Raw genomic sequence first — 24777 nt, 5'->3', positions numbered from 1 at the left:
GTAGTTTTACTGTTTCTGAACAGCGATTAAATCCAACAATATATTTACAGATTCGGTCACAAAAGTTTCCTCTTCAGGTAAAGCTGGACGTTGGTTTGTTTTCATTTTTGCTCTAGATTCTGCCAGTGCATCCAAAGTCGCTTGGTAAGTTTCCCAGTTGGCATAAGGTTTTTTACCTGATGCTTCACGGCGAGCATTTTCGGCAGCCAAGGTTTGTTTCTCTAAAGCCAACAGTTCAGCTTTGCGTTGTGCTAAATCTAAAACAACACTTTTTTGATCTTTAGCCGACTTAGCAATACTTTTACGCGCATCTAAATACTTAAATTGAGCATCTTTTGCGACACGTTGTTGAGAAAGCGTCGTTAACTGTTGCACATAAGGTCGAATTTCACCTTCACGTTTAAACGGTGCTGTTGGAATCGTATCCCACTCTAAAGCGTTCTTCGCTTTACGCTCACCAAATTCTTCATCGTAAATATCTACCAATTTGATATCTGGAACAACACCTTTGTTCTGTGTACTTCCACCTGTAATTCGGTAGAATTTTCGCTGTGTCAGTGTCGCCTGACCATAAGCCAAGCTGTCTAACTGAACTTGCGCAGTTCCCTTACCTGTCGTTGTACTACCAATCACAATACCACGACCATAATCTTGTATCGCAGCAGAGTAAATTTCACTCGCAGAAGCAGATGCCAAATTGATCATCACTGCCAATGGCCCCGTATAGGTTTGAGCACCGCGATCATTGTCTTCGAACACACTGACATTGCCGTTACCATCACGAATTTGAACGACAGGCCCAGATTTAACCACCTGTCCAATCATTTTCGCGACTTCTTCAAGTGACCCCCCTGGGTTGTTTCGTAAATCGACAACAATCCCAGCCACTTTTTTACTCGCCAAAGATTTCAAGGCATTATTGGTGTCTTCAGCGACAGAACGGTAATTATCTCCTGCTCGGCGTGCACGATAGTTCAAATAGAAAGAAGGAATTTCAATTACACCAATCGTATATTTTTTACCATCACGTGTAATATCAACTGTACGCGAGCGTACACCCGCATCTTCTTCCTGAATCACATCACGGACGATCGTTACACTGCGTGCTTGGCTCATTGATGCACCTGCACCTAAGAGTTTCACAGTGACCTTCGTGCCACGCTTACCGCGAATTAAACCGACAATTTCAGAGCTTGTCCAACCCACGACATCGACCATCTTATCGCCATCTTGAGCGACACCAATAATTCGATCTCCAGATTTAACTTGTCCCGTTTTGCTCGCAGGACCGCCATCAACAATGGTCTCGATTTTGGTATAATCTTCATTGCCACGTTCTGGACGGATTGAAACCCCAATCCCTTCTAGCTGTAATGTGGTTTGACGATTCAACTCCATCGCATCTACAGGCGGGAAATAGTTACTGTGCGGATCATATGTCGCAAGCATCGCATTCAAGGTCTTGTCTAAAACGTCATCACTTTTAATACGAGACATACGCTCTAATTGACGAGTATAACGTTTCGTCAATGTTTGAACGGGCGTGAGATCTTCAGCAGCTGTTAAATCCTGACCATCTGCCAGAGATGGATCATCTTTCAGTGCTTTTTGCTTAGCAGCATCTTCTTCTTTCGCAATGGTCAGATTGATCAATTGAGAAACCAGCATTTTTTTCCAATGCACTTCTTGTTCTGCTTTGGTATTAAAAAACGGTGCTTTTTCTCGATCTGTTTCAATAAAAACATTCGGTTGATTCAGATTTTGTGGCTTTTTCAGCTCTGCCAGCATGAACTCATAAAATGTTTTTAAGCGTGTGCGATATTGTGCATGAATGGTATACGGCCCTTCAAGGTTACCCGCCTTCAATGCAGCGCCAAAAGTTGGACCATACTTTTTCTTATAACTCGCAACTTCACTGGCTAAAAATAAGCTATGGTCTGCATCCAAACTATCTAGATACATATCTAAAATTCGGTTTGACGTATTCGCATCTAAACGCATATTTAAATAATGTTGACGATCCACCAAGGTTGCCAACTGGCGAGAAACCAATGCTTGCTCTTGTGTAGGTAGAATTTTCTGAGCCATTACAGCGGTGGATTCATTGGCTGCAATGGCTGTATTCATTGCATGACTAAAAAATAAACCACCTGTTGCCAATGCAACTGCGCAAGCTATTGTTTGAAGTTTCATAAATACTTTGTCTTTCCTTGGATGAACCAAATTCAATCGTGTTTTTGATGAGAACCCTTCAGATTCAGAATCTTAAACAACTTTTTATGTTTATAACGAATAGTTTTAACATAATCTACCCCGATAAAATGTAGCAAATCATTGCAACTTTGGGGTATTGTTTTCTTTTTTAAAACTATAATCTCGGATTCCACTATGATTGGCGCATTGATGCTTGATATTGCGGGCACAAAACTTAATCAAGAAGATATTCAACTATTAGGCGCTCCGCAAGTCGGTGGCATGATTTTATTTGCAAGAAATATTGAATCTCCTCAACAAGTACGTGCATTAACCGATCATATGCGTCAAATACGCCCAGATATTTTGATTGCCGTTGATCAAGAAGGTGGTCGTGTTCAACGTTTAAAACAAGGATTTACATTACTACCAGCCATGGGTAGCTTTGGTCAACTTTATTTGACTGAACCAAAACGTGCTGTGGAACTTGCTGAGTTATGCGGCTGGCTCATGGCAATTGAGGTTTTAGCTGTAGGTATTGATTTTAGTTTTGCCCCTGTTTTAGACATCAATGCCATCAGTGATGTGATTGGCGACCGTGCTTTTGCAGAAAATGTATCCGATATTATCCCTCTCGCAGCGGCCTTCATGAACGGAATGAAGCGTGCTGGCATGGCCAATACAGGTAAACACTTTCCTGGACATGGCTCAGTTAAAGCGGATTCACATGTTGCAGCAGCAATCGACCTTCGCAGTTATGAAGAAATATATCAGCATGATATGCAAAGCTTCATTCAGCTTAAACCGCAGCTGGATGCGCTCATGCCTGCACATGTCATTTATGAAAATATTGATCCCAATCCTGCAGGTTTTTCTCCCTACTGGATTCAAAAAGTTTTACGCCAAGATTTAAGTTTTGATGGCGTATTATTTTCCGATGATCTCACCATGCAAGCAGCCTGTGTGGCAGGCGGCGCCGATGCCCGCATACTTGCGGCATTAAATGCGGGCTGCGATATGGGATTGGTTTGTAACGAGCGTGAGGCAGCTTGCTTGGCGCTTAAAGCCATTGAAAATCTTCCTCTACCGAACCAAGAACGTTTAGAAAGAATGCGTGGTCGAATCCCTCAAATCAGTATCGGGGATCAATTAGATTTAGGAGATGAGTGGAGATCTGTCAAAAAAATCATTGAAGATTTTAGAAATTCACTATAAAAACACAAGGAACACGTTGCGTGTTCCTTTTCAGTTCTCACATGATCTGGAATCGGAATACGTTTCGCTATAAAAATATTGATTCAAACTTCTACATCGCGCTGATCTAAAACTAAAATAGAGAAGGATTGTTATGTCTAAATCAGACCTGTCTAAACATCGACATATTTCATTTACTGCTCACTACACGGGCTATATTTGGTTTCAGATGGGGATTTCCCATCCTGCACTTGCAACAACCAAAGGAAAGTTATTTGCAACGCTAGCCAATCCAGTAGAGACCCTTGCAGAAAAATATGTCGGTGGAAGCATGCGCACCACATTAAAAACACGTCATACCCTCTTAGATGAGCATTTAACGCAATTAATTGAACGATATCCAAATTTACAAGTATTAGAAATTGCTGCGGGCCTTTCACCACGTGGCTGGTGGTTTAGACAACAATTTCCACATATTGATTATCGCGAATTAGACTTACCTGCGATGGCTGCAACAAAACAAATTGCCTTAGAACAAATCGATCCCAATAGTCCGCAAGTTCTTTCAGCTGATTTATTTACCGAAGATTTTCAAAAGGCATTTGCTGTTTTTGATTCTGAGCGACCATTGGTCATTATTAGTGAAGGCTTGATTAATTATTTTGATAAATCACTTCTTGCGCAGCTTTTAAAATCAATTGTGCAATATGGACAAGTATTTAATACTTTGCACTACCTCACTGACCTTTATCCTGAGCCGATCACCAACAAACTGGCCAAAGTCATTTGGTCGAGTAGTAAATTATTAAAACTCATGTCTCGTAGCGCCTTTAGTTTTCATTTTATCAGTCCAAAAGAGGTACGAGATTTCTTTCATACAGCAGGTTTTGATCACGTTGAGGTGATTCAACCACAACACTATTTCCAAAATAAATCCGATTCTGTGGATCAAAACAGTGTAGATGAACATTTAGGTGATTTGGTCTGGATGGTTCATGCTCAGGGACTAAAAAAGTGACATGGCGTTTTAACATAATGCTTTAACATAGCGCCTAGACATAATGCCTTGACATAACAAGGTGACCCAAGCATGTGTCATAACCATAACCTGACACATTGATGGTGAAATAACTTTATTGATCTCGTTTATTGATGATGCTTCTCTTTTAAATCACTGAAGATACATTGAAGAAGCAGAATGCATCATTTCTTCAATGGTTTTTTTCTTGTGCTATAAAATGGAAAAGTCGGTCCGCAACTTCAAAACAACCATGCTTAAATAAAGCACGTACACCTTGCTCACTTGTTTCAAAAATCAAACATTCAACCTTAAAATCACCTTCTTCATCTCGTAAATGAAGCGCTAAATCACGTGTATTTTGATTGATAAAATCTAAGTGCAAGTCATCTGTTTTGAGTAAAACTCCAAAATAATTGATATTTTCAATTTCTACATCAATGACTTTATCTAAAGTACGATGCGTTAACTGTGTGTGAGGATGCGTGATTTTCACCCGCGCCTCTCCACGGCGATCTAAGTTCTCAATTTGCTGACGTTTTAATGCGATGATGCCTTCAATATTTTCAATCGATTCTTCTTTTAAAAATGCCGTGAACAAATTCATGGTTTCTTTACGACGCTGCAATTGGGGTACATGGTCAGCATTAGCAATCATCGCAAACTCTACATCTGGACATTGCAATGCAAAGTTTGCATTTTCATATGGCAAGGTAAAACTGTCATATTGCCCACACGCCACCAATGTTTTACATTGCGGCACTGGAACATTATCGAGTTTCAACAGACGATTACAGTTGATTTCATAACGCTCTTGTTCAGTATTAGAAAATGCAGCCATTTGCTTAAAGAATAAACGCTTGGCCGTAGGCGACATACGCGTTTGCTCTAACTGTGCATGATTAACCAGATACAAAATAACAGCCTGACCAAATTCGTCCATACGTTGTTCTTGCATGAGCATTAATGATTCTTCTAATAACATGCGCCAGCTTTTGCGTGTTTTTTGCATTACGCCCATCAAGATCATGCGATTCATAAGTTCAGGACGTTGAGCGGCAAAACAAGAGGCGACCACAGACCCCAAAGACATTCCCATCATGGAAACTTTGGTAATCCCAACGCCATCTAACCATTCTCCCAACATGGTTGAAAGTTGAGGAATATCTAAAGTCGCTGCTGATAAACCTGTATCACGGTTGGTAATTTGTTGATTCGAACCAAGAGAAGGTAAATCGATCAGAATGACTGGACCTTTTTCAAACAGTTGCTCAACACAATATTTATATGAATTGAAGTTTTGAAAAGCTCCTCCAACAATCACAATCGGTGTGTTATGCAAAGTCAGTGGATCAGCGATAGCCATATATTCAATTTTCCAACCGTCGATCCACGTCACACGAGGCGGTTGTTTAAAGCTATTTTTATTGTAAATATCAAAAAAACTAAATCCTGAACTATGAGGATGCTCTTCTAAATCCATTTTCATGATGGAATTCATTCCCTTATCTCCTTTTGGCTTTATTGTTTTAATTTGCAAGCCAGACAATCCGACAAAGTTCACAAATATAATTATTTTTGCAACTTAGCCTACACTCTCACTCATTCTATACAAATGCGTGTTTTATATGCAATCACTGTTCTGACTATTTATCTTGTTTCTAAGGCTAAAAATTAAAAAAAAGAGTTACAAGTTTTATTCTGTTGGGTTTTTTATTGAATAAACATAGATTGTTATAACCTCGGCTGCTACTATTTAAGCGAGATTTTTAAATAATCAAGATCGCTATGCAAGAGTCCATCGAACAGTATATGCAAATGTTAGGTCAAAATGCGCGAGAAGCTTCACGCTTCTTGGCTGGTGCCTCTACATTTGAAAAAAATAACGCTTTGTCCGCTATTTACACCGCTTTAAAAAATAGCGAAGTGCAAATTTTAGCTGCCAACAAAATTGATATGACCAAAGGTCATGATAATCAACTAGACAGCGCATTACTGGATCGTTTGGAACTTACGCCCACACGCTTTAAAGGCATGTTAGATGGCTTAAAAGATGTCATCAGTCTCGTCGATCCAATCGGTGAAATTACCGATTTGGCATATCGTCCATCTGGAATTCAACTGGGTAAAATGCGCGTTCCGCTGGGTGTCGTCGGCATGATTTATGAATCACGCCCTAATGTCACTTTGGAGGCTGCTTCTCTTGCGATCAAATCTGGCAATGCCATTATTTTAAGAGGCGGTTCAGAAGCGCTTGAGTCGAATAAAGCCATCGCGATTGCCATTCAACATGGTTTACAGGCAGCGGGAGTGCCTGAAAACTCAGTTCAGGTGGTCAATACTGTCGATCGCGCTGCGGTAGGTCAACTCATTACCCTGTCAGAGTTTGTTGACGTGATTATTCCACGTGGTGGGAAAAGCTTAATTGAACGTATTACCAATGAAGCAACCATTCCCGTGATTAAACATTTAGATGGTAATTGTCACGTTTATGTTGAAGCACAAGCAGATTTACATAAAGCACTACCTATCGCGCTGAATGCTAAAACGCATCGTTATGGCGTGTGTAATGCGATGGAATCTCTGCTGGTAGATGAGCAAGTAGCAGATGAGTTTCTTCCACTCATCGCTGAGCTGTATGCTGAGAAACAAGTGGAGTTACGTGGCTGCTTAAAAGTACAGAAAATTTTAGGTGATGCCGTCAATCCGGCCAGTGAAGAAGATTGGTATGAAGAATACCTAGGTCCTATTCTTGCCGTGAAAGTCGTGAGTGGATTAGAAGAAGCGATTTTACATATTAATAAATATGGTTCGCATCATACAGATTCAATCATCACAGAAAACTTCAGTACTGCACGTAAATTCCTAACGCGTGTGGATTCAAGTTCGGTTATGGTCAATGCTTCTACACGTTTTGCTGATGGATTTGAATATGGTCTCGGTGCTGAAATTGGTATTTCTACGGACAAAATTCATGCCCGTGGTCCAGTTGGTTTGGAAGGACTGACTTCACAAAAGTGGATTGTTCTGGGTGATGGTCAAATTCGTCAATAACATTTGAACCGCAATATTTGAATCTCGACATTTAAAACGAAAAGTTTGAATGACACTCGATTTTGAATGACACTCGATTTTGAATATCACTCGATTTTAAATAGTACTCCATCAGTAAATCTTCAATCTGTTCAGTTACGCCCATGTCGCTGAACAGAGTTACAACAAAAAAGCTTTTCAGGCGCAGTAGCATCAATACATAACAAAAATCTGAGGAAAGCGTGATGTTCTACTATCTCATTATCACTACATTTATTTTGGCACTCAGTGTATCGCTACTGGTGATGTGGTTATTCTCAAGTTCGATCAACGATATCTTAGCGCGTATCATTCATGATCCCATTCACAGCGCATGGGCGAAATACACCAAGTTTGCTGGCATGGTTGTTGGAACATCGTCTGGTATTCGAATATATGACATGGAAAAATACATCACGCCATTAACCTATACGGGCGAAAATCAAAAAAATATCATTATCGAATTAACCCAAGAGCGTTGGTTTTTAGAAATTTATCGAACTATTATTGAAACATTACAAGGCTTAGCTTGGATGATGTTAATCTTCTTTATGGTGGCACTGTTTGCTTATGTTATCGTTCGCAGGTCTGAAGCTAAATACAAAGCCTAAAAAAGATGTCGCCAAAAATAAAATCATGCCTCAATCAAAATCAAGCTCAAGATAAAATCAGTTCTAAGCTAGATACAAAAAAAGAATGACAATTTACAGAATATTTGTGCCTTAAAAAGAAGCATGTTATGTTTTATTCATCGACAAATATTTGAACCAAGACACCATTATTTCATTAGAAAATGGAATCTGTAAGCTAATAAATTCTAGTGATTATTGTGTAATCAGTCGATAGTGCTTAAGTCTAATCACCTAAAGTCTATCTAGGACAAAAAAAAACGCCATGATACAAATACGCCCAGATCAAGAAAAGCACTTCTGATCATGGGTACAACAACAAGCAAATCCTAAAATCGTCGGCCAAGGAAACCTCATGCCTAACTCAGTTCTTATCATTAATTGCGGATCTTCTTCCATTAAGTTTGCCTTATTACTTAAAGATCAAAATTTCCGAATTCATGGACTCGCTGAGAATTTGGGTACGCCCAATGCGCGGATTAAAGGGGTGACTATGGGCAATGAACCTGTTGATATTCATATTCCCAATGCAGATCATAAAGAAGCCTTAGAAGTCGGTTTATCTCGTATCGCAAATCACAAGCCCGATGCAATCGGTCATCGTATTGTGCATGGCGGAAAACTCACTCAAGCAGAGCTGATTACTGACGATATTATTGATATCATTCGTGCTGCTACACCCTTAGCACCTTTACACAACCCTGCGCATTTGGTGGGTATTGAAGCGACCCGTCGCTTGTTTCCTGACTTACCTCAAGTTGCGGTATTTGATACCGCATTCCATCAAACTATGCCTGCACATGCTTATCGTTATGCTGTGCCTAAATATCTATATACCGAACATAACGTGCGTCGCTATGGTTTCCATGGAACAAGCCATGCCTATGTATCTGAGCGTGGTTCAGAACTCGCAGGCAGTTATAAAAAAGGCGGTTGGTTAACAGCACATTTAGGTAATGGTAGCTCAACTTGTGCGATTTGGAATGGTCAAAGCATAGATACCTCAATGGGTTTAACACCATTGGAAGGTTTGGTGATGGGCACGCGTAGCGGTGATGTGGATCCTAGCTTACACAGTTTCCTTGCCAAAAATTTAGGCTGGGATATTTATAAAATTGATAAAATGTTGAATAGCCAATCTGGCCTTCTCGGTTTATCAGATCTTTCAAATGATATGCGTACACTCATTGAAGCATCTGAAAAGGGTCATGAAGATGCAACGCTTGCCATCGAAGTATTCTGCTATCGTTTGGCAAAATCATTGGCGGCACTCAGCTGTGGTTTACCACGTTTAGATGGCTTATTCTTCACTGGTGGTATTGGTGAGAATTCTGCATTTATCCGTGAAAAGACTTTGTCTTATCTACCGCATTTTGACTTTAACTTTAGTAAAGAAAAAAATGACAGCTTAAAACGTGGTACTGAAGGACGTATTGATGCAGGTACAGGTCCACAAATTTGGGTTGTTCCTACAGATGAAGAAGGACGCATTGCGCAAGAAACAACGCTGGTTGTTAATCAAAAAATGAGTACTTCAAATGTAAAAAAGTCTCAAGCTGAGATTACAACGGCATAGAATATTGACATTGATAGCTTACAAACACTGAGCCTAACTTTTTAAATTTTGAAATATTGATTATGAAAACAATTTTACTAGTACCTACCGGGGAAGGTGTCGGACTGACGTCAGCATGCTTAGGCTTAATCTATGCTTTAGAATGCCAAGGGGTTAAAGCGGGCTTCTTAAAACCATTTTCACAAGAAGAGCACGCCAATACTGCCGACCCAAGTACCGCGCTGTATCGCCACATCTCTAAAAACAAAACCGTTGAACCTATCGCGTATAACATCATTAATCAGCAATTAAGTGCAGATCAAAGTGATGAGTTACTTGAAGAGGCTGTCCGCTTACATCGTCAAATTGCGAAAAATCATGACCTGATCATTGTTGAAGGCTTGGTGCCGAATAGTCGAGATGCCTTTGCTTCTGAACTGAATGCTCAATTGGCTCAGGCGCTTGATGCCAAAGTGATTATTGTCAGCAATGCAAATATTCAAAATACGGTCGCGACTGCAGATAAAGTTGAAAGCCAACTACGTCATTTTGGTGGAGCTACAAACAGTCGCACTACTGGCGTATTGTTTATGCGGACCAGAGGCTTACCTGAAGAGTCAGCACAAATTCCTGTGACGATTGATCTAAGCCTTCGTTTGGTGACTGAGACAGAAAATTTTGTAAAAAGTATTCAAAAAACGCATGCACAAATTGGTTCAGAAAACTTTCCCGTGATTGGCATGGTGCCTTTCAGCAATACATTAAGTGTTCCTCGTATTTCGGATATAGCACTTCATATTCAAGCGGAATGGGTCAATTTAGGTGAAGCAAAACAACGCCGAGTTTTACACAGTAGTTTAATCGCGTCTAATATCGAACATGAATTAAATAAGTTCGTTGCTGGAGAGCTGATCATTAGTGCATCTGACCGAATAGATGTCCTTTTGGCGGCAAGTCTTGCGAGCAGTAATGGAATTCCATTGGCTGGTTTGGTTTTGACTGAACAGTATCGACCGAATTCATTGGTCTTCGATTTCTGCCAAACCGCAATAAAAAATGGCTTACCCATTCTTCAAACGTCATTAAGCACTTTTGAAACTGCACAAAAACTTTCAAATTTAAGCAATGAAATTCCTGTAGATGATATTGAGCGCGCAGAGCAAGTCACACGCTTTGTCTCAAGTCATATTAGTGCGGAATGGATCACTCAAATATTAAATGGCTCTTATCAACCACGTCTTTCTCCATCTGCTTTTCGTCATGAACTTGTACAAAAATCGATTGAAGCCAAAAAACGTATCGTGCTTCCCGAGGGTGACGAACCTCGTACGATTCAGGCAGCAGCAATATGCCAGTCTAGAGGTATTGCCGATTGTATCTTACTTGCAAAACCTGAATCGGTAATTGAGATCGCCAAAGCACGTAATATCATTTTACCTGATCATCTCGAAATCATTGATCCAGATTCAATTCGTGATCGTTATGTAGACAAAATGGTTGAGCTGCGTAAAGGAAAGTTATCGGACATTCAAGCGCTTGAACAACTTCAAGACACTGTCGTCTTAGGAACCATGATGCTAGCGCTGGACCAAGTTGATGGTCTGGTTTCTGGTGCTATACATACTACGGCCAATACGGTTCGTCCTGCATTTCAGCTAATAAAAACCTCCCCTGACTATTCACTCGTCTCCTCGATCTTCTTTATGCTTTTACCCGACGAGGTCTATGTCTATGGAGATTGTGCAATTAATCCAGATCCAAATGCTGAACAATTAGCTGAAATTGCAATTCAATCTGCAGATTCAGCCAAAGCCTTTGGTATCGACCCTCGTATTGCGATGATTTCATACTCGACGGGTACTTCTGGCACAGGCGCAGATGTTGAAAAAGTGGCAGAAGCAACACGTATCGCTAAAGAACGCCGCCCCGATTTACTCATTGATGGTCCGCTTCAGTACGATGCAGCATCGGTGGAAAGTGTCGGACGCTCAAAAGCGCCAGACTCAAAAGTGGCTGGACGTGCAAATGTGTTTATTTTCCCAGATTTGAATACTGGCAATACCACCTATAAAGCGGTACAACGCTCTGCAAACGTGATCAGTGTTGGTCCAATGCTGCAAGGTTTAAACAAACCTGTGAACGATTTATCTCGTGGTGCTTTAGTTGATGATATCGTATTCACCATCGCATTAACGGCCATTCAATCAGCACAGCAAGAGACTTAAACAACAGCGTTGAATGCAGACCAGTTGTTTAAAATCTGTTTCGATAAAACTGAATGAATAACGTCTGGTTTCATAAATTTGATTGAATAAAAGAGTGCGGCCATCTATTAAACATAGGTGGCTTTTTATGATTAATAACTATTAATTGACTTCTTTGATAAGTCCTTCTTCACACAACACACTCATCATGAGTATTCACTCATCCCAATCTTCATGCAAAGAAAGAATAAATTTTTACAGATCAAATTAGTGCTGCTCAATGAGCATTTTTTGATTGATGAAAGTCTATTGGAATATATACATGAGCGCAGCGCTCATCAAAAAAGTTGATCAGCGATCAACTTTTTATGAATCATTTTTTAAAATGCTCTTAACTAATTTAAACGCTCTTAAGCGAATAGAATAAAAAGTTCTTGTTAATCTACAGTAGATAGGTCCAGATTAAGTGTCCCAGAATAAAACCGATAATTGAATAAAGTGTAATAATGAAAAAAACAAAAAAAGCTTTATTTTTCTTTTTTAAAGAATTCATAACCTTACCCTTACTGTTTCGTATTTTAATTAAGATTATCTCATACCTATAACAAAAAATGGCTGTTTAATTCTTTTATAAATTCAATAATTTTCATGTTTTATTCTCAATGTATATCGCTTAATAAACTGATGATACGAACCGATGAGATGAACTAATTGAGCTCTTGATTCGTATACTCTCTAAGCTCTCGGCCAAGGTTCATCCAAAAACTATTATACAATTAAGAATCAACATGTAGTTTAAATTGAGCTTTTTGAATTTGCTTTACAGATTTCACAGCTGAGTTAATTCGTATTTAATGCTTATATTTATCAGTCTAAATTGCAGTGCTACCTATTAAAATATTTGCACTTAGATTTGCGCTTAGACTTTCGCTCAAATTTTCGCTAAAAACCCCAAAAGTCTTTTGATATCCCTTATAATTTAGCCCGCTAGCCAACAGCCCGCTCAAGAGATATTTGATATGACAACTATTATCAAGCAAGACGACTTGATCACATCGGTAAAAGATGCGCTACAGTTTATTTCTTACTATCATCCTCAGGACTTCATCCAAGCGATGAGCCGTGCTTATGATCGTGAAGAAAATAAAGCTGCTAAAGATGCAATTGCGCAAATTTTAATTAACTCACGTATGTGTGCAGAGGGTCACCGCCCAATCTGCCAAGACACTGGTATTGTCAACGTATTCGTTGAAGTGGGTATGGATGTTAAATTTGATTTAACCATGGGCTTAGACGATGCAATTAACGAAGGTGTTCGTCAAGGTTACTTAGAAAATTCAAACATTTTACGTGCATCTGTTTTAGCTGATCCAGCATTCGGCCGTAAAAACACCAAAGACAACACGCCTGCTGTGATTTATCACAAACTTGTTCCAGGCAATAAAGTTGATATTACTGTTGCTGCAAAAGGTGGTGGTTCAGAAAATAAATCTAAACTTGCGATGCTTAATCCATCTGACTCTATCGTAGACTGGGTACTGAAAACTGTTCCAACTATGGGTGCAGGCTGGTGTCCACCAGGCATGCTTGGTATTGGTATTGGTGGTACTGCTGAAAAAGCGATGATGCTTGCCAAAGAATCTTTGATGGAAGAGATCAACATGGACGAGTTACTTCGTCGTGGTCCACAAAGCAAACTTGAAGAACTTCGTATCGAACTGTTCGAAAAAGTAAATGCCTTAGGTATTGGCGCACAAGGTCTTGGCGGTTTAACGACTGTACTTGATATCAAAATCAAGGATTATCCTTGCCACGCTGCGGGTAAACCAGTCGGCATGATTCCAAACTGTGCAGCAACTCGCCACGCTCACTTCACGCTCGATGGTTCAGGTATTGCAAATATTGTTGCACCTAAACTGTCTGACTACCCTGAAGTAACATGGGATTCATCGACATCTAAGCGTGTCGACCTAGACAATATTACACAAGAAGAAATGAATGCTTGGCAACCAGGCGACACCTTACTGTTGAATGGTACGATTTATACAGGTCGTGATGCTGCACATAAACGTATGTGTGAAATGCTCGACAACGGTGAAGAACTTCCTGTAGATTTTAAAGGGAAATTCATTTACTACGTTGGCCCAGTTGATCCTGTAGGTGATGAAGTGGTTGGTCCTGCAGGCCCAACTACAGCGACACGTATGGATAAATTTACTCGTCAAGTTTTAGAAAATACTGGTTTATTCGGTATGATTGGTAAAGCAGATCGTGGTCCAACAGCAATTGAAGCCATCAAAGACCATAAAGCAACTTATCTTATGGCAGTCGGCGGTGCAGCGTACTTAGTGTCTAAAGCTGTACGTCAAGCTGAAGTTGTCGCTTTTGCAGACTTAGGTATGGAAGCAATCTACAAGTTTGTGGTTGAAGACATGCCTGTATCTGTTGCAGTTGATGTGAATGGTACGTCTATTCATGCGACTGCTCCAAAAATTTGGCAAGCAAAAATTGGTAAAATCCCAGTCATTGATGCTGCAGCCAATTAAGATTTAAAGATATTCATAAAAAAGCACCTTGAGAGGTGCTTTTTTTTGGGCTTAAGATTTTTCATGCTTAAGTTTTTCAAAGTGACTATTCATTCCACTATCAGATTGTTATGATTTCATAGACATTGAGCATGCATCAAAAAAGCATGATACGTAAATTTTTATATAAATTAGAGCTATCTAGATGAAAAAAATCCTTCAAAATTTGTTCCATTTTAATATCATCGTATCGACTCTGTTATTGAGCAGTATGTCTTTTGCAGCACCTATTCAAGACTCAAGTATTGAAAAACTGATGCAACTTTCAGACATCAAAGGCATCATCAAAAAATCAAATCAAGAACTTAAACCCATGTATGATCAACAAGCAGAACAGATTCTAAAAGATGCTCTGATTGTCGATAATTTAAATGAAAAAGAACAAGAAGCCGCACTCAAAATATCTGAACTCATTTCCTCACTCACAACCAATGTCACGGAAGATCAACAATTTTATGACATGATCAAAAATGCCTACAAGAAAGCATATACTGAGGAAGAAGCACAAGCCTACATTGCTTTTCTAAGCACGCCAGTCGGCAAATCGATTACCCAAAAAAGCACTTTATTAATGGGAGAATTAATGAAAGAGTCGATGGAAATAACACAACAACGCCTAGAAAATCCGACCCAAAAAGCAGAATTCATCAGCAAGCTTTCAGACATTATAGAACCTTTAATAAAGTCTAAAAACTGATGATTTAAATAGAATGACTCAATAAAAAATGAGTCGCAAAATTTTACCAAGTCATTGGATTCCATAATTTAAAAGGCTCTTTCAGACGGACATCATCACTGGCTTTATATTTGCCACTATCGATTTTTTCTTTGCTTTTTAGTACTTCACCAGTTGGCGTAATTTGAGCGACATAATTTAGACCTGGTGACTTCAGCTGCGTCATACCAATTTCTTTCAAAGCCTGTCGAATCGGCATTTGCATCAATGGACCCACTCTGAGTAGTTCTTCACCACCATTTGGCCCACCACGAAATTGCTCTTCTTCGTATTTTAAAAAGTACTGCTGCCCTGCTTTCACACTAAAGTGCGCAGATAAAGGCTTTTGAAAATGCAGCACTGTCAATGGACGACTTAAGCTGAGTTTATAGTCCCCTTCAGCCAATTCAATCCAATAATAATGGTTGCTGATCAAACTCGGAATACGCTTACCATTTAAGAAAAAACTCTGTGCAATAATTTCTTGTCGATTCCATTGACTATCAGGACGATATAAATAAAGCACTGCTGCATTTTGATGCTGAGGCTTTACCAATTTAAAATATTGACCGGGTTGTTGATTGACCCAGGAACCAACCGAAAAACCACTCACTTTGTATTGATCTAATTTTGAGGAGATAAAACTCGATTTCTCTGCAAAGTTTACTGGATCTAAAGTTGAAATAATCTGATTTTGAGCAACAGTTTGCTGATTCGGTGCATGACTACACGCAACCAAGCCACTACCAGTCAAAAGAATTAAAGTTAAAAAGCGCATGATTATCCCTCATCACGTATTTTTATTTTGTTTGGTTTTAAATGATCTTATGAATTTAGCTTAACATTCCAAGCCAATATAAAAAATAAAAAAGGCGAGGAAAGTCTCACTTTCCCCACCTTTTCGGATGAAATACAGTAAATTAAAGATTCACTGTAAAATTTTATGCAGATTTACTGTCTAAAATTTTTAAATCCACTTTTTCTTCAATCACTTGTTCAGTTTTTTTCTGACGTTCTGATTGATACTCTGGCGCTGCTTTATCTTTAATAACGGCTTCATTGATAATCACAGTTCCAACATCAGTACGACTTGGTAAGTCATACATTGTTTCAAGCAAAACATTTTCTAAAATTGAACGTAAACCACGAGCACCAGTATTGTGTTCTTGCGCTTTTTTTGCAATCGCAAGCAAAGCAGACTTTTCAAAGACTAAATCAACATCTTCCATTTCGAAAAGATATTGGTATTGACGAGTCAAAGCATTTTTAGGCTCAGTCAAAATCTGCATCAACGCTTCTTCATCAAGTTCTTCAAGCGTAGCAATCACAGGTAAACGACCAATAAATTCTGGTATTAAACCAAATTTCACCAAGTCAGCAGCTTCAACTTGACGGAAAAGTTCAGATAATTTTTTACCATCATCTTTAGATTTCACATCTGCCGTAAAGCCAATACCACCTTTTTCTTGACGCTGTTGTACCACACGCTCAAGACCTGAGAATGCACCACCACAAATGAACAAGATGTTCGACGTATCAATTTGAATGAATTCTTGTTGTGGATGCTTACGACCACCTTGAGGTGGAATAGAGGCAACCGTACCTTCGATCATTTTCAAAAGCGCTTGTTGAACACCTTCACCAGACACATCACGAGTAATCGATGGATTTTCAGATTTGCGTGTAATCTTGTCAATTTCATCGATATAGATAATGCCTTTTTGCGCTTTCTCTACATCATAGTCTGCTTTTTGTAGCAACTTTTGCACGATATTTTCGACATCTTCACCGACATAACCAGCTTCAGTTAAAGTCGTTGCATCTGCCATCGCAAAAGGAACATCTAAAAGACGTGCGAGTGTTTGCGCAAGCAAGGTTTTACCAGAACCTGTAGGTCCAATAAGCAGAATATTACTTTTTGCAAGTTCTACTTGATCATCTGCTTTGCTCGAACTTTGAGTGACTTTTAAGCGTTTGTAATGGTTATAAACGGCAACTGAAAGGGTTTTCTTTGCAGTGTCTTGACCAATAACATATTGATCTAATGCAGCGCGAATTTCATGTGGCTTAGGCAATGGACGAGTTTCCCATTCACCTGTTTCAACTTGTTGACTGGTCTGAACTAAGTCTAAACACACATCTACGCATTCATTACAAATGTACGCGTCCTCGCCTGCAATGAGCTTACCCACTTCAGACTGCGTTTTACCGCAAAATGAACAATGCTTTTGTCCTTGAGGATTTTCAGACATTTTCACTCCAAATATTTCTCTATGCTTTACAGCTTAAATTTGTGGACGTTTAGACAAAACTTCGTCGACTAAACCGTATTCTTTTGCAGCTTGAGCTGTCATAAAGTTATCACGATCTGTATCACGGGCCACTGTTTCATAATCTTGACCGCTGTGTTCAGCCATCAAACGATTTAAACGCTCTTTGATAAATAAAATTTCGCGAGCATGAATTTCGATGTCTGATGCTTGACCACGGAAACCACCGAGTGGTTGATGGATCATCACACGTGCATTTTCCAAACAATAACGTTTGCCTTTAGCACCTGCATTCAATAGAAATGCACCCATTGACGCAGCTTGACCCATACAGTAAGTGACAACGTCAGGCTTAATGAATTGCATGGTGTCGTAGATTGCCATACCCGCAGTCACTGAACCGCCTGGAGAGTTAATATAAAGGTGAATATCTTTTTCAGGATTTTCTGCTTCTAAAAATAACATTTGAGCGACAATCAAATTCGCCATATTATCTTCAACTTCACCAGTTAAAAAAATAACACGTTCACGTAAAAGACGTGAATAAATGTCAAATGAACGCTCACCACGTGAAGATTGTTCAACCACCATTGGGACTAATGCGTTATCAATTGTTGGAACATACATACTTTATTTATTCCTGATTTTTTGTTACTCAACACATATTCACAATATGAGGGATAATTGTCGAAAATGCAAAATATTCCCCATTAAATATCAGATATTTTCTGAATAAGCACTGTGAATACAGGACATTTAACAAAGAGTCTACAACATAAAAAAGAGGCGCATGATGCGCCCCTTTTTTAACTTTTAGCGATTAGCCTTGTTGTTGACGAGCTTGTTGCTCTTTTAACAACTCTTCATAACTAACAGCTTTTTCAGTTACTTTTGCAGAAGCTAAGATGTAATCTACAACTTGATCTTCTAAAACAACACCTTCAATTTGAGCGCGTTGTTTTTCATCATTTTTAAAATACTCAATTACTTCAGCAGGATCTTCATAAGAAGAAGCCATGTCTTCGATATAAGCATCTACGCGAGCTGGATCAAGCTCAAGTTTAGCATCAGCCAATACTTTGCTGACCAATACGCCTAATTTAACTGATTTTTCAGCTTGTTCTTTGAACAACTCATCTGGAAGCATGCTGCTATCAAATGCTTTCGCACCTTGAGCACCAAACTGTTGAGTGAACTGTTGAATCATTTGTTGACGTTGACGGTCAACTTCTTGAGCCAACATTGAAGCAGGGATCTCGATTTCGTTTGCAGCAACAAGCGCATCAAAAGTTGCACCTTTTACTTGATTACGAAGACCGTTTTGTACTTCACGTTCCATGTTTTTACGAACGTCAGCTTTTAATTTCTCAACGCCTTCTTCTTCAGTAACACCGAAAGTTTTTAGGAATTCAGCATCAATTTCTGGAAGCTTAGGCTTCTCAACCAATTTCACAGTGATTTTGAACTGTGCAGCTTTACCCGCTAAGTTTTCAGCTTGATAGTCTTCAGGGAAAGTAACATCAATAACTTTCTCTTCGCCTTTCTTCATACCAACGATGCCGTCTTCGAAGCCAGGAATCATACGACCTGAACCTAAAACAAGTTTAAAGTCTTCAGACGCGCCGCCTTCAAACTTCTCACCATCAACAGTACCTTCGAAATCAAAAGTAACTTGCATGTCTTTTTTAGCCATGCCTTTTGTTTCAGCCCAACCTTGGCGTTGTTTTTGAAGATTTTCGATCATTTGATCTACGTCAGCATCATTTACTTGTGACGCTTTACGTTCAACTTCTAAACCATCAAATTTAACATCCACTTGTGGATACACTTCAACAGTCGCTTCATAAACTAAAGCGTCATCTTTCATTTCAGTTTTTTCGATGTTTGGCATACCAACAGCGTTGATTTTCTCTTGTTGGATTGCTTCAAAAACTGTGTCACGAATGATGTCGTTCACAACTTCTTGGTAAATCCCAGCACCGTATTCACGACGCACAACGTCTAAAGGCACTTTACCTGGACGGAAGCCGTTAATCTTCGCAGTTTTAGCAGTGCGTTTTAAACGAGCTTCAAACTGCTCATTCACACGGCTCGTCGGTACAGATACATTTAAACGACGGGCAACGCCCGAAACCGCTTCAGAAGTTACTTGCATGGCTTCCTCGATATAGAAATAGTAATTGCAATTTTTTAAGTGCCACATTATATGACAACCAACGAAGATATACAAAATACCTTTTTATAACCACTGTTATATTGGCTTTTATGACTTTTTAACTACAATTTTCACTACATAATCTATTCATATTTCGTATCTTTTGTATATTTCTTATTGCAAATGATAAACTTTATCATTAATATTTGCATCAAATTTGTCCATGCTCTCTCGCATAACTCATACCTTTAGGATTAAAATCTATGAGTCATTTCAAAATCAAGCCACTTGCTATCGCACTTTTCACGATTACTACAACACCTGCAATTGCGAATACAACAAATCCAGAATCTCAAAATGTTAATCAACTTTCTACAATTGTAGTTTCTGCGGCAGGTTTTGAACAAGATATTAAAAATGCACCTGCTTCTATCAGTGTTGTAACAAAAGAAGATATCGAAAAGAAAAATGCCACAAGTATTGCTGATTTACTCTCAGATGTTCCTGGTGTCGATATTCGTAATGGTGTAGGCAAAACAGGAAATTTAAATATTGGCCTTCGTGGAATGGGTTCTGAATACACACTCATCCTTATTGATGGTCGCCGACAAACTACTTCTAGCGATGTAACACCAAACGGTTTCTCTGACACGTTTAGTGGATATTTGCCACCATTATCAACTATCGAAAGAATTGAAGTTATTCGTGGTCCTATGGCTACACGTTATGGCTCTGAGGCTATGGGCGGTGTCATTAACATTATTACTAAAAAAGTAAGTGATGAATGGACTGGTAACGTCACTTTAAGTGGTAATTTGATGGAGCACAAAGGTGAAGCTGACTCTTGGAAATCTAGCTTCGTTTTAAACGGTCCACTGATTAATGATCGTCTAGGCTTACAAATTCGTGGAAGTTACTTAGATCGACAAGAATCTGAACGTATTACAGGTACTACAGGTCGTGATCCGCGTCCAAGCAAGGCAGATAATTATGATATCGGTGCAAAATTAGATTTTAAATTGAATGATCAGAACCATATTTGGATTGATGGCTTTGAATCTACTCAAAAATATCCAAATACAGATAATCGACTTGGAACTCAGGATACACCTACACAAGCGAATGGCTATAAAGACAAGCTTCAGTTTGATCGTTCGCAGATTTCAATTGGTCATGACGGTGATTATGACTTCGGTGTTTGGAAAACCTATTTAAGCCAAACTGAAACAGAAACAATTGGCAGAACTATTCCAAATGGTACATTTAAAGATGGTGCTTTTAACGGCGCTAATCGTAATTTGACCAATACTGATTTAGTATTTGATACCAATCTTGTTTTACCTATAGGTCAACATAAGGTCACAGTAGGTGCTGAATATAAAGAAGCAAAAATTGAAGATGATATTGCAGGTATAGGTTCAGAGTTTAAAAAAGATTCTTGGTCTGTATATTTGGAAAATGAATGGTCTATTTTAGATAACTTAAACTTTACTCTTGGTGGTCGTTACGAAGATCACTCTGGTTTTGGCGGGCAATTTAGTCCTCGTGGTTATTTAGTATGGAATGCAACTGATGAAGTGACATTCAAAGGTGGTGTAAGTACGGGTTATAAAACACCTTCACCAAAAGCACTTTATGATGGCATCATCAGTGTGAGCGGCCAAGGCGCATCTTTCGGTGTGGGTTCTCCTGATTTAAAACCTGAAGAGTCCATTAACTATGAGTTAGGATTTTACTATACCAATAATGATAATTTCGATTTTAGTTCAACTGTTTTCTACAGTAAAATTAGTGATTTAATCGTATCAGGCAACCCGACTCCAAACTGTAATTTTATAGCATCTCCAAATCGACCAAATTGCGTCAGTTATGGCCCACAAATTGTCCAAGATACATTCGCTAAAAATGTTAATGCAGATGAAGCAGAATCTAAAGGTTTGGAATTAAGTCTTAAGTATTCAATTATTCCTGAATGGGATATTCGTACTGCTTATACTTTGATGGAAACTGAAATCACTAAGGGGAGTGATAAAGGGGCTTATTACAACAACACACCTAAACACGCTCTAAACACCACATCAACATGGCACATAAATAGCCAAATTGATTTATGGTTACAACATGAATATCGCTCAAACAAAGATCGTTTTAAAACACAACCTACGGCTCCTGCCACTGGTATTGGTTCAAGTGATTACGAAGAGTTTTTAATTTTTGGAAATGAATTAAGTGGATATAACTTATTTAATCTAGGCGGCAGCTACTCTTATAGTGATAATTTACGTTTTAATATGGCTGTAAATAATTTACTTGATAAAGACTTTACACGTGGAAACCAATCTTATGAATATTTAGATAATCGAAATCGCCCTCAAACAGCAACAGGTTATAAATATTTAGACGTAGGTTCTTCAACATCTGGTACGTATTTATCAGGTCGTAACTATTGGTTATCCGTTTCTTATGACTTCTAAGCTATAAATTTATTTTAAAAAGCCCTGCTAAAACAGGGCTTTTTTCTTTTTAATTTGGCATTAAATCTAAATAATTGATGCATAAATAATTATCATAATTAAAAGGATAATAGTCGTTTTTATCAATAAATAATTAATTCAAAGACTTATAAATATTTTGTTACACAGTTACATTTAATGTTCCATCATCTAATGAACATTACATCGAGATTACCAATTTTCGAAACCCCATTAAAAAATAAGAATCATTACTATTCTCATCCTAATCTTTATTAACTGATACCGAGTCGAAATGGACTTTATTAAAACACGTAAGAAAATTATTTCTTCAGCAATCATGACCTCAGTAACGGCGATAGCAGGTCAAGCAATTGCTCAAGATCAAATCACACAACTTGAAACTCTCAAAAGTAAAGCCAGTGCAGAACAAAGCCTAAAAGTAGATCAATCTGCAAATAGCAAGTATGTTGTGCCTCTACTCGACACGCCAAAATCTGTTTCAGTGATTTCAAAGCAACTCATTCAAGATACACAAGTGACTACGCTGAGTGATGCATTACGTACAGTACCGGGTATTACGTTAGGTGCAGGCGAAGGTGGCAATCCAAATGGTGACCGCCCATTTATTCGTGGCTATAACTCTGAAAGTTCAATCTACGTCGATGGCGTTCGCAATGCGACCTCGCAAAACCGTGAAATGTTTGCAATTGAACAAGTGGAAGTGACCAAAGGTTCAGCTTCAGCGCTTGGCGGTGCAGGTAGCACGGGTGGTAGCATTAATATGATTTCTAAAGTTGCAAAAAAAGGGAACTTTTTAGAAGGATCTGTAGCTGGTGGGACAGATGCATACGCGCGGATCACTTTAGATGGCAATAAAGACTTTGGAAATGGTGTGGCAGCGCGTGTGGCAGTACTTGGGCATCAAAATGAAAAAGCTGGACAAAAAGATGGTGCTGAATATAAACGTACAGGTATAGCTCCAAGTATCAGCTTTGGTCTAGATACAGACACTCGAGCAACCCTCTCCTATTACTATTTAAAATCTAATGATGAACCTGACTCAGGTGTTCCTTATCAATACGATGCAAGTAAAAAAGCAACCGTTGGTAAACCTGTAGATGTAGCTCAAGGTATTTACTACGGTTGGAAAGATCGTGATTTTCAAAAGCAAGAAAATCAGGCGGGTACGATTAAACTTGAACATGACATCAATGACAATCTCACATTGAGTAATACTGCGGTTTATAATAAATCGAAAAATAATTATCTATGGACACAGCCCGATGATAGCCAAGGTAATGTTTTAAATAATCAAGTTTGGCGTCGTGTAAACACAAATTTAACCAGTACCGACAGTTTTACAGATCAACTTGCTTTGACGGGTAAATTGAATACAGGTGCTTTTAAACATAAATTTAACGTCGGTGCAGAATATTCAAAACAAGATTCTGACCGTGGGTCTAATATTGTTACCGATCCAAACACCACTAAAATTGGTGGAAGCTCAAATAATAACAATGCAAACAATGCATGCTCATTACCAAACTCAAATGGCTGGTGTACAGGTCTATACAATCCCAACACCAAGGATGCTTGGTTAGGTTCAGTTCAAGCGAATCCTAATATGATGAATATTACGACTAAAACACAGTCTATTTATGCTTTGAATAATATAGAAATAACACCTCAATGGTTAATCGATCTTGGTGTTCGTTGGGATAAATTCGAAACGGACATGAAATATAACAAAACTTCAGGTTCAGGTACGTCACAAATCAAAGCTGGAACTCAATACGAATCTAGCAATGATTTCTTTAACTATCAGGCTGGTATCACATTTAAACCCACAGAGAATAGTTCCATTTATGCAAGTTATGCGACTTCTGCCAATCCTGTAGGTGTTGATGCAGGTGATGGTTCAGAGGGTATTTCAGTACCCGGTCGTAACACAACAGACGAACAAGCAAGAGCGATCAACAATCTAAAACCTGAAGAAGTAAAAACATATGAAATTGGCACAAAATGGGATGTGCTGGGCAATAAGTTGAACTTAACAGCAGCCATTTTCCGTACAGAAAAACAAAATACCCGAGCTTTAGATACAGATGGATTTACGCGCAATATTGGTGAAACTCGTGTTGAAGGAATCGAGCTTGGCGCAAATGGTAACCTTACAGATAAATGGGCAGTATCTGTCGGTTATACCTACTTAGACAGCGAAATTGTTGATGCTGGTTTTGTGAATACTGCAGCATCAGGTCAACCAGCCGTATATGCAGCAAGTCCAACAAATGGCAACCAAGTACAAAACGTTGCTAAAAACTCAGCGACGCTTTGGACAACCTACCAAGTGCTTCCTAAACTGCAACTCGGTGCAGGTGCGATTGCAATGGACAAAGTTTTTGGTGATGCAGCAAATACTAAGTTTGTATCGGGCTATGTTCGATATGATGCAATGGCCCGCTATAACGTCAATAAAAATGTAGATGTACAGCTCAATGTAAATAACCTATCCGACGTTCGATACTTTACTAAAGCGTATGCTTCACATTATGCAACTGAAGCTGAAGGTCGTAGTGCTGTACTTTCAGCTAATTTCAAATTTTAAAGCCTAAATTTTAAAACCTAAACTTTAAAATATTTTCTTTAGAATGAAGATTGAATAGCCTCTAATTTGGGGCTATTTTATCTTTTATGCATCAGCTTAATGATT

17 protein-coding genes are annotated in these 24777 nt (G+C 38.8%); 10 read left to right on the top strand and 7 right to left on the bottom strand.

The features are described 5' to 3' along the window. Positions 1-6: 6 nt before the first annotated feature. The gene (locus V5M36_RS02610) at positions 7-2193 is read right to left on the bottom strand and encodes a carboxy terminal-processing peptidase (protein WP_338561729.1); all 2187 of its coding nucleotides are present in this window, start codon (positions 2191-2193) and stop codon (positions 7-9) included. A gap of 195 nt (positions 2194-2388) precedes the next feature. On the opposite strand from V5M36_RS02610, the gene nagZ reads away from it, so the two are divergent. Together nagZ and V5M36_RS02600 are read left to right on the top strand one after the other, a co-directional pair. Continuing rightward, a complete protein-coding gene (nagZ, locus tag V5M36_RS02605; RefSeq protein WP_338561727.1) occupies positions 2389-3408 on the top strand; it encodes a beta-N-acetylhexosaminidase in 1020 nt (339 codons plus the stop codon). 133 nt (positions 3409-3541) lie between these two features. After that, positions 3542-4405 (top strand): class I SAM-dependent methyltransferase, encoded by an 864-nt coding sequence (locus tag V5M36_RS02600; RefSeq protein ID WP_338561725.1) that lies wholly within the window; start codon positions 3542-3544, stop codon positions 4403-4405. A gap of 193 nt (positions 4406-4598) precedes the next feature. Here V5M36_RS02600 and V5M36_RS02595 read toward each other — a convergent pair whose 3' ends face one another. After that, on the bottom strand, positions 4599-5906 hold the full coding sequence (locus tag V5M36_RS02595; protein WP_338561723.1) for an alpha/beta fold hydrolase: 1308 nt from the start codon (positions 5904-5906) through the stop codon (positions 4599-4601). Between the two features lie 287 nt (positions 5907-6193). On the opposite strand from V5M36_RS02595, the gene V5M36_RS02590 reads away from it, so the two are divergent. From V5M36_RS02590 to pta, 4 genes are all read left to right on the top strand, one after another. Continuing rightward, on the top strand, positions 6194-7459 hold the full coding sequence (locus V5M36_RS02590; protein WP_338561721.1) for a glutamate-5-semialdehyde dehydrogenase: 1266 nt from the start codon (positions 6194-6196) through the stop codon (positions 7457-7459). Between the two features lie 224 nt (positions 7460-7683). Then, the gene (locus V5M36_RS02585) at positions 7684-8088 is read left to right on the top strand and encodes a hypothetical protein (protein WP_338561719.1); all 405 of its coding nucleotides are present in this window, start codon (positions 7684-7686) and stop codon (positions 8086-8088) included. Positions 8089-8461: 373 nt separating this feature from the next. Next, complete coding sequence (locus V5M36_RS02580) at positions 8462-9682, top strand: acetate/propionate family kinase (RefSeq protein WP_338561717.1); 1221 nt, start codon at positions 8462-8464, stop codon at positions 9680-9682. A gap of 62 nt (positions 9683-9744) precedes the next feature. Beyond that, positions 9745-11886: a phosphate acetyltransferase gene (gene pta, locus V5M36_RS02575; RefSeq protein ID WP_338561715.1), complete on the top strand. Its 2142-nt coding sequence runs from the start codon at positions 9745-9747 to the stop codon at positions 11884-11886. A gap of 421 nt (positions 11887-12307) precedes the next feature. Here pta and V5M36_RS02570 read toward each other — a convergent pair whose 3' ends face one another. Next, on the bottom strand, positions 12308-12418 hold the full coding sequence (locus V5M36_RS02570) for a hypothetical protein (RefSeq protein WP_338561713.1): 111 nt from the start codon (positions 12416-12418) through the stop codon (positions 12308-12310). Between the two features lie 466 nt (positions 12419-12884). Between V5M36_RS02570 and V5M36_RS02565 the strand changes: the two genes are divergently transcribed. Together V5M36_RS02565 and V5M36_RS02560 are read left to right on the top strand one after the other, a co-directional pair. Beyond that, positions 12885-14411, top strand: coding sequence for a fumarate hydratase (locus tag V5M36_RS02565; protein WP_338561711.1), 1527 nt, complete (start codon positions 12885-12887; stop codon positions 14409-14411). Positions 14412-14595: 184 nt separating this feature from the next. Continuing rightward, positions 14596-15147, top strand: a complete 552-nt coding sequence (locus tag V5M36_RS02560; protein ID WP_338561709.1) for a DUF2059 domain-containing protein — start codon at positions 14596-14598, stop codon at positions 15145-15147. Positions 15148-15190: 43 nt separating this feature from the next. Here V5M36_RS02560 and V5M36_RS02555 read toward each other — a convergent pair whose 3' ends face one another. The 4 genes from V5M36_RS02555 to tig form a co-directional block, all read right to left on the bottom strand. Continuing rightward, positions 15191-15943: a DUF2846 domain-containing protein gene (locus tag V5M36_RS02555; protein WP_338561707.1), complete on the bottom strand. Its 753-nt coding sequence runs from the start codon at positions 15941-15943 to the stop codon at positions 15191-15193. A 163-nt stretch (positions 15944-16106) separates the two neighbouring features. Then, the gene (clpX, locus tag V5M36_RS02550) at positions 16107-17417 is read right to left on the bottom strand and encodes an ATP-dependent protease ATP-binding subunit ClpX (protein ID WP_338561705.1); all 1311 of its coding nucleotides are present in this window, start codon (positions 17415-17417) and stop codon (positions 16107-16109) included. A gap of 33 nt (positions 17418-17450) precedes the next feature. Next, entirely contained in the window at positions 17451-18062 is a 612-nt protein-coding gene (gene clpP / locus V5M36_RS02545) for an ATP-dependent Clp endopeptidase proteolytic subunit ClpP (RefSeq protein ID WP_067655829.1), read from the bottom strand. Positions 18063-18255: 193 nt separating this feature from the next. Further along, complete coding sequence (tig, locus tag V5M36_RS02540) at positions 18256-19590, bottom strand: trigger factor (protein WP_338561703.1); 1335 nt, start codon at positions 19588-19590, stop codon at positions 18256-18258. Positions 19591-19853: 263 nt separating this feature from the next. Here tig and V5M36_RS02535 point away from each other — a divergent pair, with 263 nt between their 5' ends. Then, complete coding sequence (locus tag V5M36_RS02535; protein WP_338561702.1) at positions 19854-22064, top strand: TonB-dependent receptor domain-containing protein; 2211 nt, start codon at positions 19854-19856, stop codon at positions 22062-22064. A 292-nt stretch (positions 22065-22356) separates the two neighbouring features. After that, positions 22357-24672: a TonB-dependent receptor gene (locus V5M36_RS02530; RefSeq protein WP_338561699.1), complete on the top strand. Its 2316-nt coding sequence runs from the start codon at positions 22357-22359 to the stop codon at positions 24670-24672. Positions 24673-24777: the final 105 nt, after the last annotated feature.

Origin of the sequence: Acinetobacter sp. KS-LM10 (genome assembly GCF_036896575.1) — a bacterium.
Classification (GTDB): Bacteria; Pseudomonadota; Gammaproteobacteria; order Pseudomonadales; family Moraxellaceae; genus Acinetobacter; species Acinetobacter avistercoris.
The sequence above is the reverse complement of the archived record's forward strand: the minus strand, read 5'-3'. Positions and strand labels throughout refer to the sequence as shown.

Coding starts and splice junctions, on each gene's coding strand:
- nagZ (WP_338561727.1), top strand. CDS start 2,389: ATGATTGGCGCATTGATGCTTGATATTGCGGGCACAAAACTTAATCAA.
- V5M36_RS02565 (WP_338561711.1), top strand. CDS start 12,885: ATGACAACTATTATCAAGCAAGACGACTTGATCACATCGGTAAAAGAT.
- V5M36_RS02600 (WP_338561725.1), top strand. CDS start 3,542: ATGTCTAAATCAGACCTGTCTAAACATCGACATATTTCATTTACTGCT.
- tig (WP_338561703.1), bottom strand. CDS start 19,590: ATGCAAGTAACTTCTGAAGCGGTTTCGGGCGTTGCCCGTCGTTTAAAT.
- clpP (WP_067655829.1), bottom strand. CDS start 18,062: ATGTATGTTCCAACAATTGATAACGCATTAGTCCCAATGGTGGTTGAA.
- V5M36_RS02595 (WP_338561723.1), bottom strand. CDS start 5,906: ATGAATTCCATCATGAAAATGGATTTAGAAGAGCATCCTCATAGTTCA.
- clpX (WP_338561705.1), bottom strand. CDS start 17,417: ATGTCTGAAAATCCTCAAGGACAAAAGCATTGTTCATTTTGCGGTAAA.
- V5M36_RS02535 (WP_338561702.1), top strand. CDS start 19,854: ATGAGTCATTTCAAAATCAAGCCACTTGCTATCGCACTTTTCACGATT.
- pta (WP_338561715.1), top strand. CDS start 9,745: ATGAAAACAATTTTACTAGTACCTACCGGGGAAGGTGTCGGACTGACG.
- V5M36_RS02555 (WP_338561707.1), bottom strand. CDS start 15,943: ATGCGCTTTTTAACTTTAATTCTTTTGACTGGTAGTGGCTTGGTTGCG.
- V5M36_RS02530 (WP_338561699.1), top strand. CDS start 22,357: ATGGACTTTATTAAAACACGTAAGAAAATTATTTCTTCAGCAATCATG.
- V5M36_RS02610 (WP_338561729.1), bottom strand. CDS start 2,193: ATGAAACTTCAAACAATAGCTTGCGCAGTTGCATTGGCAACAGGTGGT.
- V5M36_RS02570 (WP_338561713.1), bottom strand. CDS start 12,418: ATGAATTCTTTAAAAAAGAAAAATAAAGCTTTTTTTGTTTTTTTCATT.
- V5M36_RS02585 (WP_338561719.1), top strand. CDS start 7,684: ATGTTCTACTATCTCATTATCACTACATTTATTTTGGCACTCAGTGTA.
- V5M36_RS02590 (WP_338561721.1), top strand. CDS start 6,194: ATGCAAGAGTCCATCGAACAGTATATGCAAATGTTAGGTCAAAATGCG.
- V5M36_RS02560 (WP_338561709.1), top strand. CDS start 14,596: ATGAAAAAAATCCTTCAAAATTTGTTCCATTTTAATATCATCGTATCG.
- V5M36_RS02580 (WP_338561717.1), top strand. CDS start 8,462: ATGCCTAACTCAGTTCTTATCATTAATTGCGGATCTTCTTCCATTAAG.